Annotated in this window: 15 protein-coding genes; 4 read left to right on the plus strand and 11 right to left on the minus strand. The window is 74.5% G+C overall.

Features of this window, described 5'->3' with window-relative positions:
- The first annotated feature begins 6 nt into the window (after positions 1-6).
- The 3 genes from ACN28A_RS31695 to ACN28A_RS31705 are packed head-to-tail and all read left to right on the plus strand — an operon-like array spanning position 7 to position 4,602.
- On the plus strand, positions 7-873 hold the full coding sequence (locus ACN28A_RS31695) for a hypothetical protein (RefSeq protein ID WP_421401545.1): 867 nt from the start codon (positions 7-9) through the stop codon (positions 871-873).
- Positions 866-3,931 carry an FtsK/SpoIIIE domain-containing protein gene (locus ACN28A_RS31700; RefSeq protein WP_421401547.1) on the plus strand — a complete coding sequence of 1,022 codons (3,066 nt, stop codon included), beginning with the start codon at positions 866-868 and terminating at the stop codon, positions 3,929-3,931. Before ACN28A_RS31695 ends, ACN28A_RS31700 begins: the two co-directional genes overlap by 8 nt.
- The gene (locus tag ACN28A_RS31705) at positions 3,928-4,602 is read left to right on the plus strand and encodes a hypothetical protein (protein WP_421401550.1); all 675 of its coding nucleotides are present in this window, start codon (positions 3,928-3,930) and stop codon (positions 4,600-4,602) included. The genes ACN28A_RS31700 and ACN28A_RS31705 overlap by 4 nt, the downstream gene beginning before the upstream one ends.
- A 164-nt stretch (positions 4,603-4,766) precedes the next feature.
- Here ACN28A_RS31705 and ACN28A_RS31710 read toward each other — a convergent pair whose 3' ends face one another.
- From ACN28A_RS31710 to ACN28A_RS31720, 3 genes are all read right to left on the minus strand, one after another.
- Positions 4,767-6,272 (minus strand): cupin domain-containing protein, encoded by a 1,506-nt coding sequence (locus tag ACN28A_RS31710; protein ID WP_421401552.1) that lies wholly within the window; start codon positions 6,270-6,272, stop codon positions 4,767-4,769.
- A gap of 16 nt (positions 6,273-6,288) precedes the next feature.
- A complete protein-coding gene (locus ACN28A_RS31715; protein ID WP_421401555.1) occupies positions 6,289-6,594 on the minus strand; it encodes a hypothetical protein in 306 nt (101 codons plus the stop codon).
- Positions 6,595-6,815: 221 nt separating this feature from the next.
- Positions 6,816-7,838 carry a LacI family DNA-binding transcriptional regulator gene (locus tag ACN28A_RS31720; protein WP_421401558.1) on the minus strand — a complete coding sequence of 341 codons (1,023 nt, stop codon included), beginning with the start codon at positions 7,836-7,838 and terminating at the stop codon, positions 6,816-6,818.
- Between the two features lie 260 nt (positions 7,839-8,098).
- Here ACN28A_RS31720 and ACN28A_RS31725 point away from each other — a divergent pair, with 260 nt between their 5' ends.
- Entirely contained in the window at positions 8,099-9,628 is a 1,530-nt protein-coding gene (locus tag ACN28A_RS31725; RefSeq protein WP_421401561.1) for a glycoside hydrolase family 43 protein, read from the plus strand.
- Here the strand turns inward: ACN28A_RS31725 and ACN28A_RS31730 are convergent.
- The 8 genes from ACN28A_RS31730 to ACN28A_RS31765 all read right to left on the minus strand — a co-directional run bounded on the left by ACN28A_RS31730 (position 9,568) and on the right by ACN28A_RS31765 (position 16,715).
- Complete coding sequence (locus tag ACN28A_RS31730; RefSeq protein WP_421401562.1) at positions 9,568-10,611, minus strand: GNAT family N-acetyltransferase; 1,044 nt, start codon at positions 10,609-10,611, stop codon at positions 9,568-9,570. The genes ACN28A_RS31725 and ACN28A_RS31730 overlap by 61 nt on opposite strands.
- A gap of 86 nt (positions 10,612-10,697) precedes the next feature.
- Positions 10,698-11,150, minus strand: a complete 453-nt coding sequence (locus ACN28A_RS31735) for a YbhB/YbcL family Raf kinase inhibitor-like protein (RefSeq protein WP_421401564.1) — start codon at positions 11,148-11,150, stop codon at positions 10,698-10,700.
- A 175-nt stretch (positions 11,151-11,325) separates the two neighbouring features.
- On the minus strand, positions 11,326-11,796 hold the full coding sequence (locus ACN28A_RS31740) for a hypothetical protein (protein ID WP_421401566.1): 471 nt from the start codon (positions 11,794-11,796) through the stop codon (positions 11,326-11,328).
- Positions 11,797-11,922: 126 nt separating this feature from the next.
- Positions 11,923-13,110, minus strand: a complete 1,188-nt coding sequence (locus tag ACN28A_RS31745; protein ID WP_421401568.1) for a low temperature requirement protein A — start codon at positions 13,108-13,110, stop codon at positions 11,923-11,925.
- A gap of 225 nt (positions 13,111-13,335) precedes the next feature.
- Positions 13,336-13,941 (minus strand): dihydrofolate reductase family protein, encoded by a 606-nt coding sequence (locus ACN28A_RS31750; protein ID WP_421401570.1) that lies wholly within the window; start codon positions 13,939-13,941, stop codon positions 13,336-13,338.
- Between the two features lie 146 nt (positions 13,942-14,087).
- Positions 14,088-14,888, minus strand: a complete 801-nt coding sequence (locus tag ACN28A_RS31755) for an SDR family NAD(P)-dependent oxidoreductase (protein ID WP_421401573.1) — start codon at positions 14,886-14,888, stop codon at positions 14,088-14,090.
- Between the two features lie 136 nt (positions 14,889-15,024).
- A complete protein-coding gene (locus ACN28A_RS31760; protein WP_421401576.1) occupies positions 15,025-15,597 on the minus strand; it encodes a hypothetical protein in 573 nt (190 codons plus the stop codon).
- 41 nt (positions 15,598-15,638) lie between these two features.
- Entirely contained in the window at positions 15,639-16,715 is a 1,077-nt protein-coding gene (locus tag ACN28A_RS31765; protein ID WP_421401579.1) for a nitroreductase, read from the minus strand.
- Positions 16,716-16,720 lie beyond the last annotated feature (5 nt).

Below are 16,720 nucleotides of genomic sequence, written 5' to 3' on the forward strand. Positions count from 1 at the left end.
CAGCGGATGTCCATAATCGAGGAACTCGGCGCCCGGGTGCGGGCGGCCTCCGACGAACTGCCGGTCGAGCTGGTGATCAAGGCACTCGACCACCTGAAACTCGCCTCCGAACGGCTGCGCTGGGTCCGTCAGGAGTCCGCCGACCCGATGGGCGTACCCGAACTGTCGGCGGCCACCGAGCACCTGGAGACGGCCGGGCACGCGCTGCGGCTGGCCCAGGACCAGTTCGCCTCCTACCTGGCCGCGATCGGCCTGGGCCGGGACGGCCCGCCCGCCGCCGGCCCGGAACGACCGGCCGCCCGGCCCGGCGGCAAGGGCCCCGGCGACTCCTCCGGGCCGGTCCGCAAGGTCGCCCCGGCCGCCACCGGCGGCTGGTGGTCGGTCCGGGTGGCCGAACTCTTCGACCGGCGGGACACCCCGGCACCCAAGCCCGACCAGGAGATCACCGACGCGGAGGAGCTGCTCCGCCGGGTCACCAGCGGGGTACGCTCCGGCGACCGGACCCGGTTGCACACCGAACTGCGCGCGGTGGAGGCGAACGTCGGGCTGGGACTCGCCTCGGTCGCCCCGCCGATGCTGCGTGACCTGGCCACCGAGCTGCTCGGCCACCCGCCCCGGGCGGCGGACCTGCCGAGGCTGCGCCGCGAGGTCACCGGCCAGGTGCGGGACCTGGTCCCCAACCTGCCGCCGGGAGTGCTCGACACGCTGCTCAGCCGGGTCTGCCGGATGCCGCCGCCGAAGGAACCCGTCGAGCAACCGCATCCGGCCGACCCGGCCGTCGCCGCCGGGGTCCTCACCGGACTGCTGATGCGCCGGCTCGGCCTCGACCAGCGCCCCGTCACCGCTCGCGCACCCCGGGACACCCATGCCTGACCTCCGGACCCAGCTCGTCGACCGGGTCCGCGCCATGCTGTCGCACGCGCTGGGCGCCTCCCGGGCCCGGCTGACGGCCGCGCGGACCGAACTGGACACCGCGCAGGACCGGCTGCGCCGGATCCGGGACGCCGCCGCCCGGGTACCCGCCCGGGTCGGTGCGGAACGGGACCGCCGGGTCGCCGAACTCTCCGACCGGTACGGCACCGAACTCGGCCGGCTCGCCGCCCGGGCCGCCGAGGCCGCCGCGCGGGAGGCGCCCGGTGCCGCCGGTACGGGGTGGACGGGCTGGCGACCCACCCCGGTGGTCCGGGGCGAGGCACCGGGGCCGCTCCGGATCGGCACCGTGGACCTGCCCGGCAGCGTGCCCGTACCGGCGCTGGTGCCACTGCTCGACGCGGGTCACGTACACCTGTCCGGGACCGACCGGGCCGGCTGCGACGCGGCGGTGGCCGCGCTGCTGCTCCGGGCGGTGGGCCGGGCCGACCCGGGCGCGGTCCGGCTGGTCGGCTACGACCCGGAACACCTCGGTGGCGGGCTGGCCGGCTTCGCCCCGCTCTCCACCGCCGGGCTGCTCACCTTCGTCGGGCCGGGCGGGCTGGCCCGACTTCTGGACGATCTGGTCGACCAGATCCGCCGGATCAACGAGACGGTGCTGGCCGGCGAGTACGCCTCGCTGCGCGACCTGGCCGCCGCGACCGGCCGGCGTCCCGAGCCGTGGCGGATCGCGGTGCTGCTCGGCGGCGACGAGCTGTCCCGGCACGAGCGGGGCCAGCTCGACCGGGTGGTCCGGACCGGCGCCTCCTGCGGGGTGCACCTGGTGGTACGCGGCATCGCGCTGCCCGACGAGCCGGACGTGCACCGGGTGGTGGTCGAGGACGGCATCGCCCGGCTGGACCGCAATCCCGAGCTGCCGGTACGCCCCGACCCCGCCCCACCGGCCGCCCTGGTCACCGAGACCTGCCGGGAGGTCGCCGCCCGGGTCAACGCCGGCCCGCCGCCGACACCCTTCACCGACCTGCTGCCGCCGGCCGACCAGATGTGGCGGGAGGACTCCTCGGGCGGCCTGGTCGCGCCGATCGGGGACGGTCCGCAGGGCCGGCCGGTGACGCTGACCCTCGGCGACTACCCGCCGCACGCGCTGATCGGCGGCCCGTCAGGCACCGGCAAGACCAACCTGATCTTCGCCTGGATCGGTTCGCTCGCCGCCCGGTACTCCCCCACCGAGCTGGAGTTCTATCTGCTCGACTTCAAGGAGGGGGTGTCCTTCGCCCGGTTCGCCCAGGGCCGCCGCGACCCGAGCTGGCTGCCGCACATGCGGCTGGTCGGGATCAACGTGAACACCGACCGGGAGTTCGGGCTGGCCCTGCTGCGCTTCCTCGCCGAGGAGCTGCGCCGCCGGGCGGACGCCGCCAAGCGGCACGAGGTGACGAAGCTCGCCGAGCTGCGCGCGGTGGACCCGACCGGCCGCTGGCCGAGGATCGTCGCGGTGGTCGACGAGTTCCAGATGTTGCTGGCCGGCCGGGACGCGGTGGCCCGGGAGGCGGCCGACCTGCTGGAGGACCTGGCCCGACGGGGCCGCTCCCAGGGCATCCACCTGGTGCTCGCCTCGCAGGACGTCCGGGGCATCGAGGCGCTCTGGGGCCGGCCGGCGCTTGTCGCCCAGTTCACCCTGCGGATCGCGCTGCCCAAGGCGCTGCGCATCCTGGCCGAACGCAACGACGCCGCCCAGGTGTTGCCCCGGCACCACGCGATCGTCAACGCCGAGTCGGGGATGTCCGAGGGCAACCAGGTGGCCCGGATCCCGGCCGCCAGCGACTGGGGCACCTGGAGCGACCTCCAGCACCGGCTCTGGCGGATGCGCCCGCCGGACGCCGCCCCGGCCCGGCTCTTCGACGGCGACGCGATCCCCCGGCTGGAGGAGGCGCCGGACTTCGTCGCGCTCCGCCCAGCGGGCCAGCCGGCGGTCGGGCTCCGGTCGCCGGGAGAGCCGGCGGTCGCGATCCGCCCGACGGGCCCGTCGGTGCCGGCCGCGAGCCCGCCGCGCGGGTCCGGCGCGGCGATCTGGCCGGAGGGGATCGGACCGGAGCGGGCCGGACCGGAGCGGGCCGGACCGGAGCGGGCCGGACCGGAGCGGGCCGGACCGGAGCGGGCCGGACCGGAGCGGGCCGGACCGGAGCGGGCCGGACCGGAGCGGGCCGCCACCTCGGACGCTGCTGCCGGTGATACCTCGGACGGCGCCGCTTCGGCGGGTGCTGTTCCGGACGGTGCTGTTCGGCGCGGTGCTGTTCCGGACGGTGCTGTCCGGGACGGCGGGGAGCGGACCGGAGCGGCGGACCGGACCGGCGCCCGGGGACCGGTGGCGCTGCTCGGCGAGATCATCGACGTGCAGGCCCGGTCGGCCGGTATGCGGCTGCCCCGGGCGCCCGGGCGGAACCTGGCCGTGCTCGGCACCCGGGTGGACGAGGCGTGCGCGGTGCTGGACGCGGCGGCCCGGTCCCTGCGTCGCCAGCACGCTCCCGGCACCGCCCGGTTCTCCATCGCCTGTCTGGACCCGGACGCCGACAGCGCCGCCCGGTCGCTCTACGAGGCACTCGGCGCCGACGCCGCCTGGTACTCCGAGGAGGACGTCGGCGAGCTGATGGCCGAGACGGCCGAGGGACTCGGCTCCGGCAGCGCCCCGGGCGAGCCGCACTACCTGCTGCTCTACGCCGTCGACGCGGCGGCCGGGCAGCTCGGCGCCACCATCGGGCGACGCTCCGGACTCGACCACCTGCGGCACGTGCTGCACAACGGCCCGGAACGGCGTACCCACACCCTCGCCTGGTGGCGTGGGGTGGCCCGGCTGCGGGCCGACCTCGGCGGCCCGGCGTCGCGTACGGACCAGATCGGTGCCTGGGTGGCGCTCGACGTACAGGGCGGGGAACTCACCTCCTCGCTCTACCCCGGAGCCGGCGGCGGGCCGGACTGGTACCCCCGGCCGTGGCGCGGGCTCTTCTTCGACCGCTCGGTGCACCGGACCGGGCAAGTGATCATCCCCTATGGACCTTCCCGATGAGCGGCGACCTCGAACCGGACCTCGACTACGCCCGAGCGCTGCGGCGGCTGGCCGAGTTGAGCGGACGCGCCGACGCGGAGCGCGCCGAGGCGGACGCCTGGTACGCCCGCCAGTGCGCCGCAGCCGACCGCGCGGTACGCGACGCCGCGCAGGCGGTACGCCGGGCCGAGGCGGAGGTGTCGGCGGCTCAGGAGGAGGTGGACCACACCGAGGCGGAGTCCATCCACCTGTGGAGCATCCTGCGCGGGCAGTTCGGTGCGGCGGACCGCCGGGTCGGCGAGCCGCCGGTGCCGCGCAACGGCGTCGGCGCACCGGCCGACGTGGCGGCGCTGCTCGAAGGGGTGCGGGAGCTGCTGGACCGGGCCCGCAAACCGGGCGAGCTGCCGCCGGCGACCCGGCCACTGCTGGCCCTGTTCGGGGTGCTCGGCGCGGCTGCCGCGTACGCCCTCGGGGTGGCCGCCCGAGCCGTCGGCGAACGGTACGGCGGGGACCTGGCCGTGGCGATGCCGGTACTCGGGCTGCTGGTGACGCTGCTCGGTCCGGTAGTCGGGCTGGCGCCGGCCCGGGTACTGGCCGACCGCCGGCACGCCGGCCTGGACGTCCGCGCGGTGCTGGTGGTCGTGGTCGCCGGCCTGGTCACCACCGGGGCGCTGTTCGGCCTGCTCCGTTGAGGCGCGGTACACGGGCGCGGAGCGCGCGTGCGGTACACAGGCGCGGAGCGCGCGTGGGGTACACAGGCGCGGAGCGCGCGCGGGGTTATCCGGGTGCGGGCGCGGAACCGGCCCCTGCCGAGGACGCGGGCGTCCAGGCGGGGCCGGTTCGCAGGCGGGAGAGGCTACTCCCCGGTCGGGACGGCGACGGCCTCGCGGAGCAGGCGGCGGGCCAGCACGATCCGGTCGGCGTCGTCGTCGAGCCCGGGCAGGTCGCCGACCCGGTGCACCCCGCCGTCCAGGAACGCCCGGACGGCCAGCGCGCACTGCGCCGGAAAGCTCAGCGTACGGTCGAAGAGCGACAGCACCACCCGGCCCGGCCCGGCCCCGTCCGAGGCCGGTTGGGCGGTCAACTGCCACCGCAGCCCGTCCCGGGGGGCGATCCGGGTCTGCACGTCCACTCCGGCGATCGCCGCCGCCTGGGCGAGCGGCCGGATCGGCGCCGGTCGGGCCGCCGGCCAGGCTCGGGCCCGCAGCCGGGCGGCCACCGCGGCCGGATCGACCCCGCCCAGCCAGTCCCGCAGCGCCTCGACGGTCTCGGTCAGCTCCGGCTCGACCTGGTCCGCCTCGGCGACGTCCATCCCGAACGGCAGCGTGGCGCGCAGTCGCCGGTCCTCGGCGGCCAGTTCCAGCAGCGCCTCGACCATCGCGTACCGGGTGAGCGCCCGCACCCCGACGGTCAGGTGCAGGCTGCGCTCGTCCTGTGCCCGGGCGCTGTGCAGCCAGCCCCGGGGCAGGTAGAGCGCGTCGCCCGGCCCCAGCAGCACATCCAGCGCGGGCGGGCCGTCGGCGACGGCGGCCACCTCGTCGGCCCGGCCGCCCCACGGCTGCCGCTCCAGCGGGTCGGGCAGCACCGGCTCGTGGATCTGCCAGTGCTTGTGCCCGTCGACCTGGAGCACGAAGACGTCGTGCGTGTCGTAATGGGTGGCGAAGCCCTGACTTCCCGGCGGGGTCAGGTAGGCGTTCACCTGGAGCGGCTGACCGAGCTGCCGGCTCAGCTCGCGGGTGAAGTCGACAAGTGGCGGCCAGAGCCGGTGCAGTCCCTGGAACACCAGGGTCGCGCCGTCGGCATACAGTCCGAGGACGCGCTCGTCGAGGACCTGGTCGGTGATCTCGGCCCCGGCCCCGCCGCCGCCGGTGTACTCCGCGGCCGGCAGCACCTTCCCGTTCTTCGCCACCCGCAGGAACGGGGTACGCAGTCCACGCCGGCTGAGCAGTTCGTCGGCGTCGGCCGGGCTGAGCAGGTCCCGGAACCCGTCCGGGTTGCCGAGCTCGGCGGCGCGGGACAGCAGCGCCGCCCGCCCCCAGTAGGCGGCGGCGAACTTCGCGGGTTCGACCGCCACGCAGCGGGCCAGGGCCGGGCGACTGCCCGGAACGCGTGAACCCGGCCCGGCGGACCGGGTCGGGCGGCGCTCGCCGCCCGACCCGGTCGCCGGATCCGAGGTCCCGACGGCCGGTGCCGCCGCTGCGGGTATTCCGCCGCGCCGGTCGGCCCGCAGCGGCTCGCCGATGCCTTCCACCCCGGAGGCGTCCGGCCGGTCCGTTCCGGAGGTTTCCGGCCGGTCCGCGCCGGACACCTCCGGCGGGCACTCCGGGGCGACCGTGCCGGTGGAGCCGTCGTACTCGGTCATCGTCGTCCGCTCGGCGCTACCGGGCGGCGCTGTCGGCGCCGCCGTCCTGCTGGTCGGGGTTGGCTCCGGCGTCGGCCGGCCCCTCGGCGGCACCGTCGGCCCCGCCGTCGTGCTGGCCCGGAGTCGCACCTCCGTCGGCCGGGCCCTCGGCGGCACCGTCCGCCCCGCCGTCGTGCTGGCCGGGGGTGGCTCCGGCGTCGGCCGGCCCCTCGGCGGCACCGTCGGCGCCGCCGTCGTGGCCCATCGGGTTGGCTCCGCCGTCGGCCATCCCTTCCCCACCGCCGCCACCCGTGGTCCGGATGTCGTCGTCGTCGAGTCTCATCGGGTGCTCCCTCGCCATCAGCGCCCGGCCGCGCGGCCGGGCGTCGTTACGCGGGTGGTGGTACCCCGCACCCGATCACCTCTAACCCGGCAAACCGCCCCGCTCGGCGCAGCGTGGCGGGACGCGACCAGCAGACCGCTGGCGATCAGCCGACGCGGCAGTCGACGCAGTCGGTGGCAAAGCGCTACAAGCCGGCGCTGGGCGGCGGGTGGCGCCGCGGGTCAGTGCCGGGGGTACGGGGCCGAACTGTCCCGGACGACCAGGTCGGTGGAGAGTTCGACCCGGGGGGTGTCGAGCGGCTCGCCGCCGGCCAGCCGGAGCACGGTGCGGGCGGCCAGCAGTCCCATCTCGGCCAGCGGCTGGCGCACGGTGGTGAGCGGCGGCGAGGCCCAGCGCGCCTCCGGCAGGTCGTCGAAGCCGACCACGCTCACGTCGTCGGGCACCCGCAGTCCACGCCGCCGGACCGCCTCGTACGCCCCGAACGCCATCTGGTCGCTGGAGGCGAAGATCGCCGTCGGCGGCTCGTCGAGGTCGAGCAGTGCGGCACCGCCGGAGTAGCCGGACTCGTGGTAGAAGTCGCCGGGCACGATCAGCTCGTCGCACATCGCGATGCCGGCGGCGTCCAGCGCGGCCCGGTAGCCGTCCAGCCGGGCCCGGCTGCAGAGCAGGCGCGGCGGCCCGGCGATGAAGCCGATCCGGCGGTGTCCGAGCGAGAGCAGGTGCTCGGTGGCGCGTAGCCCGCCGGCCCAGTTCGTCGCGCCGATGGTCGGGATGTCGAGGTTCGGCACCCCGGCGGGGTCGACAAGCACCATCGGCACGTTCAGCCGGCGCAGCTCGGCGTGCACCGGTGGGGCGAGGTCGCTGGCGACCAGGATCACCCCGTCGGTGGCCCGGGTGCGCAGGTTCTGCAACCACTGTCGGGTCGAGGTGGAGCGGCGGTGGATCGCCGAGACCACCGTGCCGACCCCGGAGCCGTGCGCGACGTCCTCCACGCCACGGATGATCTCGACCGCCCAGGGGCTGTCCAGGTCGTTGAAGATCAGGTCGATCAGGCTGGCGCCGGCCCGCGGCCGGGCGGCCCGACGTCGGTAGCCGTGCCGGCGGAGGAGTTCCTCCACCCGTTCCCGGGTCTGCGGCGCCACGTCGTTGCGGCCGTTGAGCACCCGGGAGACCGTCGGCACCGACACGCCCGCCTCCTGGGCGATGGCGGTGATCGTGATCCTTCGTCCTTCGTCGACCGTCACGAGGCAGCTCCTTCGTCGAGGGTCCAGCCTACGACCGAAACACTTTCGAGGCTGCACCGGCATCGGTCAAGCGGCCTTTCAGTATTTTGCCCCAGGTTCCGGGGTTGACTGACCGCACGGTGGGCCATAACGTTCCGAACCAGTTACGGAACAATTCCGGAAAGTTTGCGCCGGAGAGGATCGTCAATGTCCCATCCCGCCGTCGTGGCCACGATCCCGCCGGCTCGGGTGGCCGGCGGTCCGGCAGTGATCGGCTGCTGATGGCGATCCCCGGCGACCCGGTCATCCCCGGCTTCCATCCGGACCCGAGCGTCTGCCGGGTCGGCGACGACTACTACCTGGCCTGTTCGAGCTTCGAGTACTTCCCGGGCGTGCCCCTCTTCCACAGCCGCGACCTGGTGAACTGGACCCAGATCGGCAACGTCCTCGACCGGCCCGACCAGCTCGCCCTGCCGGCCGGCACCCCGTCCTCCGGTGGGGTCTACGCGCCCACGCTGCGGCACCACGACGGCCGGTTCTGGCTGATCACCTCGAACATCCCGCACGGCGGCACCCTGCTGGTCACCGCCGACGACCCGGCCGGACCCTGGTCGGATCCGGTGCACCTGCCCGACGTGCTCGGCATCGACCCCGACCTGGCCTGGGACGACGACGGCAACTGCTGGTGCACCGTCGCCGGCATCGACCAGGTGCGGATCGACCCGGTCCTGGGGACGGCGCTGAGCCGGCCGAAGCGGCTCTGGTCCGGCACACCCGGTGCGCAGGCTCCGGAGGCACCGCACCTCTACCAGGTCGACGGCACCTGGTATCTGCTGATCGCCGAGGGCGGCACCGAGCGCGGACACGGCATCTCGGTGGCCCGGGCGCCGGCACCGGACGGCCCGTTCGAGCCCTGCCCGGCCAACCCGATCCTCAGCCACCGCAGCACCGACCACCCGATCCAGAACACCGGACACGGCGACCTGGTGCGGGCCGCCGACGGCTCGTGGTGGCTGGTCTTCCTCGGGGTACGCGCCAAGGGCGGCACGCCCGGCTGGCACGTACTCGGCCGGGAGACCTTCCTCGCCCCGGTCACCTGGACCGACGGCTGGCCGGTGATCGGGCCACTCGGCGCGCTGCCGCCGGCCGCCGCCCGGGCCCCCGCGCCGGTGGGTGCCGCACCGGCGCGGGACGACTTCGACAGCACCGAGCTGCACCCCCGGTGGATCTCGATCCGGAGCCGCCCGCCGGAGGACGTCTCGTTGGCCGTGCGCCCCGGCTGGCTGACCCTGCGGGCCCGGGGCGGCTCGCTCGACGAGCCGACGGTGACCTTCGTCGGCCGCCGCCAGGACCGGCACGACGTCCGGGTGCGGGCCCTGGTCGACCCGGGCGTCGGCCGGGGTGGCCTGGCGGTACGCCTGGACGAGGCACACCACTACGCCGTCGAGTTGGGCGGTGGCGAGGTCTGGGTACGGGCCCGGATCGGCCCGCTGTGCCAGCGGATCGGCACCCGCGCGGTCACCGGCCCGGTGGTGCTGCGCGTCGAGACCTGGTCCTCCGGCCCCGGCATGGACCATCCCCGCCAGGAGCCGGACGTGGTACGCCTGGGCTACGAGACGCCGGGCGGCGAGTTCGTGGTCCTCGCCGAACTCGACGGACGTTACCTCTCCACCGAGGTCGCCGGTGGCTTCACCGGACGGGTGATCGGCTGCTACGCCACCGCCGACGCCATCGGAGTCGACTGGTACGACTACCGGGTCCTCGCCTCGCTGGACCGGGCCGAGGTGGTCGACGACCTGGTCGACGCCTGACCCTCGGGCCCCGGCTGTCCCCGGTCGGCGTCGACGCCGCGCTCGAAGACGAGCCCCTCGTAGAGCGGGGTCATCCCGACGGACTCGTAGAGCCGGACCGGACCCGTCGGGTTGCTCAGGTCCACACCGAGCCCGGCGTACTCCCGCCCCTTGCCGGCGTAGCGGGCGAACGCGTGCGCCAGCAGTGCTCCGGCCACCCCGCGCCGCCGGTGTTCCCGGAGCACCGCCAACTGCTTCACCCAGCCCTCGTTCTGGTCGAGGGTCTGGTCGGCGGACTGGAGGATGCCGACCGGCTCGGCACCGCACTCGGCGACGAACCACTCGTCCCAGGCGACGCTGGGCAGTGCGCGGACCTGTGCCCACCACTGCTGGTAGCTGGCGGGCTGGTAGTCCGGGGTGTCCCGGAAGGCGGTGTCCAGGATCCGGTGGAAGGTGCGCAGCTCGGCCTCGTCGTCGGGGCGTACCGGCCGGATCCGCACGCCGGGCGGCGGGGCCGGCGGCTCGGCGGCCACCCCGGCCAGCGGCCGGCGCATCCGGGCGTACCGCTTGACGAACTCGAAGCCGGCGTCCCGCAGTACCCCGATCCAGCGCTCCTCGGCTGGCAGCGCGATCGCGCGTACCGTCATCGCGGGCAGGCCGAACTCGGCGGCGCGCTGCGCGGAGCGGGCGAGCTGCCTGGCGAGCAGCGGCACCTGGGCCGGCAGCCCGTGCTCCGGGTGCACGTAGACCTCGACGGTCTCCCGGGGTCCCCGCTGGGAGTCCTCCAGGTAGGACCAACCGCGCACCTCGCCGGCCGGGTCGACGGCGAGCCAGGTGTCCCGGTCCAGGTCCAGGTCGGGCGCGGTGAGCACCTCGCGTACGTCGTCGGCGCTGAAGTCGGGATGTCCGAGCGCCGCGATGTCGCTGGCGTGTACGACGGCCAGGATCGCCGGTACGTCCTCGATCGCGGGCCGGCGCACCGACCAGCCGGGCGGCAGTGACATGCCCAGCATCTAACCCCGGTCGTCCGCCGCCCGCCGCCGATTTTCCCGGCCGTGGCCCCGCCCCCCGGGTCGACGCGGCGGGGCGGTCAGCGGGCGAAGGTGCCGACCATGTTGCCGCTGGCGAGTTCGAGGTCCCGCACGGCGGCGTGCACGTCCGCCGCCTGCGGGGCGCCGGGCAGCTCCAGCGGCCGGTTCACGGCGTAGAGCCGGAAGAAGTACCGGTGCGGGTCGTCGTTCATCGGCGGATGCGGGCCAGCCCAGCCCGGCGCGCCGAAGCCGTTCGTCCAGACCCGGCCGCCGGGCGGGGTTCCGCCCTCGTCCACTCCGCCGGAACCCGCCTCGATTCCGGTCACCAGCCAGTGCAGGAACGGGGTACGCCCGGCGTCCCGGTCCTCGACCAGCAGGACCAGCTCGGTCGCCTCCTCCGGCACGTCGGACCACTCCAGCGGCGGCGAGATGTTACCGCCGTTCCGGGAAAACCGGTCCGGCAGCCGGTCGTGGTCGTTGAAGGCGCGGCTGCGCATCTGTATCCCGGCCATGGCGTTCGCCCTCCTCCCCTGTCCCCGAGCCGTTCGGGCCCGAAGCCGTTCCTGCCTGCCAGCAAGCCGTCCGTACCCTCTGGTCCGGTCGTGCCGGGCGTGGCCCTGAGCCGGTCGTGCCGGGCGTACCCGTGGTGGGCACGCGGAAACGGCCGACGGCGGCGACTGAGCGCGGTCAGCCGCGACGGCGGCCGCACCGGCGGGAGATCTGCCGGCCCAGGCCGCGACGCTTGCCGGCCGCCCGGCCGAGCACGTCGTCGAGGAGCAGGGTGAGACCGGCGCCGACCAACCAACTGTCCTTGGCGATCGGCACACCCTGCTGGGTCGGCCGGGGACTGCCCGGCTCGTGCATGCCGGGCGTCGCCCAGTACAGCCGCAGCAGGCCGCCGCCGAAGCCGAGCAGGCCGAGCCCGGCCAGCGCGGACGGGACGAACGGCAGCAGCAGGGCGGCGCCGAGGGCCACTTCGGTACCGGCGAGCAGCCGGGCGAACTGTTCGGCCGGGAGCCGCCGCAGCGGCGGAATCGCCCCGACCGCCATCCCGTGCATGCTCGCCGCGCCGTCGCCCTCGAGGTTCCACTTGGAGACGCCGGAGTTCAGGACGAACGCCCCGATCGCGACGCGCAGCGGAAGATGGGACACGTTCATCGCTCGCTCCGCTCTGCCGGTGCCGCTGTCAGGGGCACGCCTACCCCGATAGCCCGCCCGCACACCCGACCCCGCGCCCGCAACCAGCAGGCCGAGACGTCCGGAAGCCGGTCGCCCGTAGGCCGGTCAGGTGGCGGGTGCCGACGACTCCTCCGCTCGGCTGCCCCGGTCGCGGAGGGTGTCCGCCGCGGCCACCCCGGCCAGCACCAGGCAGACGTAGCCGGCGATGCCCACCAGCGGCAGCAGGCGGGTCAGCGGGACGATCGCCAGGAGCAGCCCGAGTGCCACCAGCCGGGACCGGAAACTCCGGGCGAAGACCTCGTAGTCGAACCGGCACCGGCCGAGCAGGAACAGCGCGGGCCCGCCCAGCAGCAGGGCGGTGGTGCGCCACCCCACCGTCTCCAGCGGCTCGGTGATGACCTGCTTGAAGGCCGCCGCCGCGAACACGACGCCGGCCACCATCACCAGGTGGGTGTACGGGGCCCTTCCGATGAACCGACGGGCCGCCGGTGCCGACTCGATCGCCCGCGGCAGTACCTCGCCGGCCCGGTGCGTGTAGACCCGCCACAGCAGCACTGTGCTGAGGAACGTGGCGAACAGTCCGCCGGCCGGGGCGACTCCGGCCGGCGCCTCGCTGTAGACGAGGCCGGCGACCAGGATCGCGTCGCCGAGCGCGATCATGAAGAACTGCTGGTAGCGCTCGGCCAGATGCTCTGCGGTCACACTGAACCGCTCGGTCGGCAGCCGCCTCCGCCCGGGGACCGGATAACCCAGGAAGAACCCCAGGTAGTCGATCGCGGCGGCGAGTACCCAGACCGCCAGCCGGAGCGTGTCGGTCGGCAACAGTGCGCCGACGATCCACGGCACCGCCGAGACCGTGAACCAGCCGAAGATCCGGGCCGCCCGGCCCTGTGCCCGCCGGCCGCGCAGGATCGGCACCAGGATCAGGCCCCGGCCCAGATGGATCCCGACGTAGGCGCCGGCGAAGACCAGTCCTCCGTGTCCGAAGGCGTGCGGCACGGTCGCCGCCATCACCAGGGCACCAAGCATCACCGCGATCATCAGGAACTGGATCGAGACCTGCTCCGGGTCGTAGAGGTCGGTCACGAAGGCGGTGATCGCCCAGACCCACCAGACGGCGGCGAGCAGGATCACCGCCTGGGCTATCCCCAGCCAACTGACGTTCAGGCCGAGGTGCCGGGAGATCTGGGCGAGCGCGACGACGAACACCAGGTCGAAGAAGAGCTCCAGCAGCGTGACCCGGCGGGAGCCCGCCGGGTTGCGCTCCAGTCCCGCCCTGGTGCTCGCCTTCACCTGCCAAGACTGCGACACGACCGGTCCGGACGGCAGGACAATCCGGCATCCTCCGGACGGCTTCCGTCCGGCTCGGCACCGACGGGGGTGGGAATCCGCCACCCGAACGAGCCGGAAGGTGCCATCCGAGGTCTCGACGGCCGGCGCCTCGGCTCGCCGGATCGGCGGAGCTGCCGGACGAGCCGGGATCTGCGCGGTGAACGCTCCTGGACGATCCGGGATGTGTTACCCGAACGAGCCGGTCACGACCTCGCCGGCCGGCTCGTAGCTGCCGATGATCACACCATTCGGCGAGACGCTCCCGCGCACCAGTCTGAGTCCGGCCGGGACGGTGCCGTCGGCGAAGAGCCGCTTGCCGGAGCCGAGGACGACCGGGAAGACCAGCAGTCGGAACTCGTCGACCAGGTCGTGCCGCAGCAGCGTCTGGATCAGGTTTCCGCTGCCGTGCACCTGCAACTCCGGCCCGTCCGCCTTCTTCAGCGCCGCCACGCCCTCGGCGACGTCGCCCTCGATCAGCTCGGACCGGTCCCAGCTCAGCGTGGGTCGCCCCCGGGAGGCGACGTACTTGGTGGCCCGGTTGAGCGGCCCCGCGCCCTCCTCCTCCGCGGCGTGTGGCCAGTACGCGGCGAAGATGTCGTAGGTCCGGCGGCCGAGTACCAGGTCGAACGGCTTGCCCATCAGGTCCTCCATGGCGGCGCCCACCTGGTCGTCCCAGTAGTTGACCATCCAGCCGCCGTGGGTGAAGCCGTTGTCGTCGTCCTCGCCGGGGCCGCCCGGGGCCTGCATGACTCCGTCGAGGGTCAGGAACGTGCTCACAACCAGTTTCCGCATGTCGGTGTCCTCTCCGTCGGGTCGCGATCTCACTGCTGCCGGCCACTCTTCCACCGACAACTCATTCGGTCAAGAACATTTATATTGTCGGTTAGCCAGAAGGCTCGACTGGGAGAGGACGGAGCGGACGCCGGCAGCGGCGGCGCCTAGGGAACGATCGCGTCGACGTAGCCGCCGTCGACCCGGACCGCCGCACCGGTGGTGGCCGAGGCGAGCGGCGAGGCGAGGTAGGTGACCATGTTGGCGATCTCGGCGGGCTCGATCAGCCGCTGGAGCAGGGACTGCGGCCGGTGCAGTCGCATGAACTCGCGCTGCGCCCGGTCCCACGGCAGGCTGCGGTCCACGAGCTGGTAGACGAACTCCTCCACGCCACCGGTGTGCGTCGGGCCGGCAAGCACCGAGTTGACCGTCACCCCGCTGCCGGCGGCGGCCTTGGCGAACCCACGGGAGACGCCGAGCAGCGCCGTCTTGGAGACGCCATAGTGGATCATCTCGGCCGGGGTGACCACCGCCGAGTCGCTGCCGATGTACTGCACCCGCCCCCAGCCGCGCTCCATCATCCCGGGCAGGTAGCGCCGGGTCAGCCGTACCGCGGCCAGCACGTTCACCTCGAAGTAGCGCCGCCACTCCTGGTCGTCGATCTCCAGGGCCGGCCGGGCGCCGAAGATGCCGAGGTTGTTGACCAGGATGTCGACGCTGGGCAGGATCTCGACGGCCCGCGCCGCGCCGTCGTCGGTGGCGACGTCGGCCGGTACCTCGACCACCTCCGCCGCCGGGACCTCCGCCCGCAGCGCGGCCGCGGCCCGCGCCACGGTCTCCGGGGTACGGCCGTTGACGGCGACCCGGGCACCGGCCCTGGCCAGCCCGGTGGTGATGGCGGCGCCGATGCCCTGGGTCGAGCCGGTCACCAGCGCCGTCCGGCCGGTCAGGTCGATCTGCAGGGTCATGTGGCTCCCCGAACATCTCGGCGGTCCCGGAGGACCGGCGCGAATCTGTACAGAACCGACCGTAGTGCGAGGCCCCGACGAAAGACGCGGCGGGTGCCACCTGTCGGTGGTACCCGCCGCCTCGGCGAAGCCTGGTTCACTTGAGCCAGGGCTGCCGCTCCACGATCGGCAGGCGGGCCCAGATCCGGCCGAGTCCCCAGGTGTCGCCGGCGTTGACCAGGGCCAGGCCGGCGAGCAGCGCGGCGTGGATCAGGTGCTCGTCCATGAAGGGGTTGTTCTCGGGGGGCAGCACGACGGTCCACATCAGCACGTACAGCAGGCCACCGGCCACCGCCGCGACCCGGAGGCCGATCCCGGCCAGCAGCGCGACCCCGATGGCGAGCAGCCCGACCATGAACAGCACGTCCGCCCAGGCGGCACCGGCGATACCGTGGTAGAACCCCTGGAACGGCCCTTCCGCGCCGAACCCCAGGAAGCCCTTGGTGGGGCTGCCACCGTTGATCCAGGCGGCCTTGCTCTCGGTCGCGTAACCGAGCCCGAACGTCTTGTCCAGGAACGCCCACAGGAAGGTCCAGCCCAGCGCGAGCCGGATGCCGGCGAAAACGTACCGGGCGGCCCGCTGGGCGGTGGTCTCCACACCGACCCGGTCGGCCGCGTCCGCGGTCTGTCGGGCGACGGGCTGGTTGCTGGTCGCCGTCATCGTCGTCACGTCCTCTCTGCTGTCGTCCGCGCTGTCCCTCGCGGCTACCTCTATTCGACGCCGCTGACCACCACCCGCGGCAGGGCCGGCGGACCGGTCGTACCCGGGACCTTGGACCCGTCTTCCCGGGCCGTCCGGTGCGGGGCCGCCGTCGCCGCCGAGCGCACCCGCCCGGCGGGTGCCTGACCGATCCGCAGCACCATCTGCGCCCGGCCGGACCGCCCGAGGGCGAGGCGGAGCTGCTCCCGCGCCGCCGGAACGGCGATCACCCGGGCGTGCAGGTTCGCTGCCAGCCCGGCGGCCGTGGCCGTCAACAGCACCCGCTGCAACGCCTGCCCGGCCCGCAACTGGTCGCCGGGGGTGTCCAGCGGGCTGCCCAACACCGCCACCATCGGCTCACCGCCCGCATCCAGTGGCGACGGGACGGCACCGGAACCGTCGGACGACGACGCGACCGCACCCGGATGGTCGGGCGGCGACGGCACGGCACCCGGACCGTCGGACGACGACGCGACCGCACCCGGATGTTCGGGCGGCGACGGCACGGCGCCCGGCGGCGCTGCGGTCCGCCAGCGGATCGCACCGGCCGCCTCCGCCGGACCCCGCTCCAGCACCCGCCGGGCACCCGCCTCGATCTGGGCGAACGCGGCCACGGCGGGATGTCCGACGATCAGCTCCAGCCACCCGTGCTCGGCCCGGGCCGCCTCGATCAGCCGGCGCCGCACCTCGGGCGGTACCGACGCCGGAAGGACCGGCCCGGCGGCCACGGCACAGTACGGCAGTGCCGCACACAACTCCCGCTCGGCCGGACCGGCCGGCTGCACCGGACCGGGGTGCAGCCGGGCCAGCAGCTCCGGTTCGTCGCGGTTCGGACGCAGCCGGACCAGCGCCGGCCGACCGCGGACCGCCAGCGCCAGCCGTACGTTGAACAGACCGGCACCACCGCCGACCCGGGCGGCCCAGCCGGTGCGTCCACCGGACCGGTCCACACCGGAGGAGGTGACCAGCACGTCGATGGCACCGTCGCGCAGCCGCAGCCACGGCCGGCTCTGTTCCGCCCCGGGTGCTCGGGCGGCGGCGGCCACCGCACGTTCCAGGTCCGCCCGCGAATAGCCCGTCGGACTCATCTGTT

This window comes from Plantactinospora sp. WMMB782, from assembly GCF_049179135.1.
In the GTDB taxonomy this organism is placed as follows: Bacteria; Actinomycetota; Actinomycetes; order Mycobacteriales; family Micromonosporaceae; genus Plantactinospora.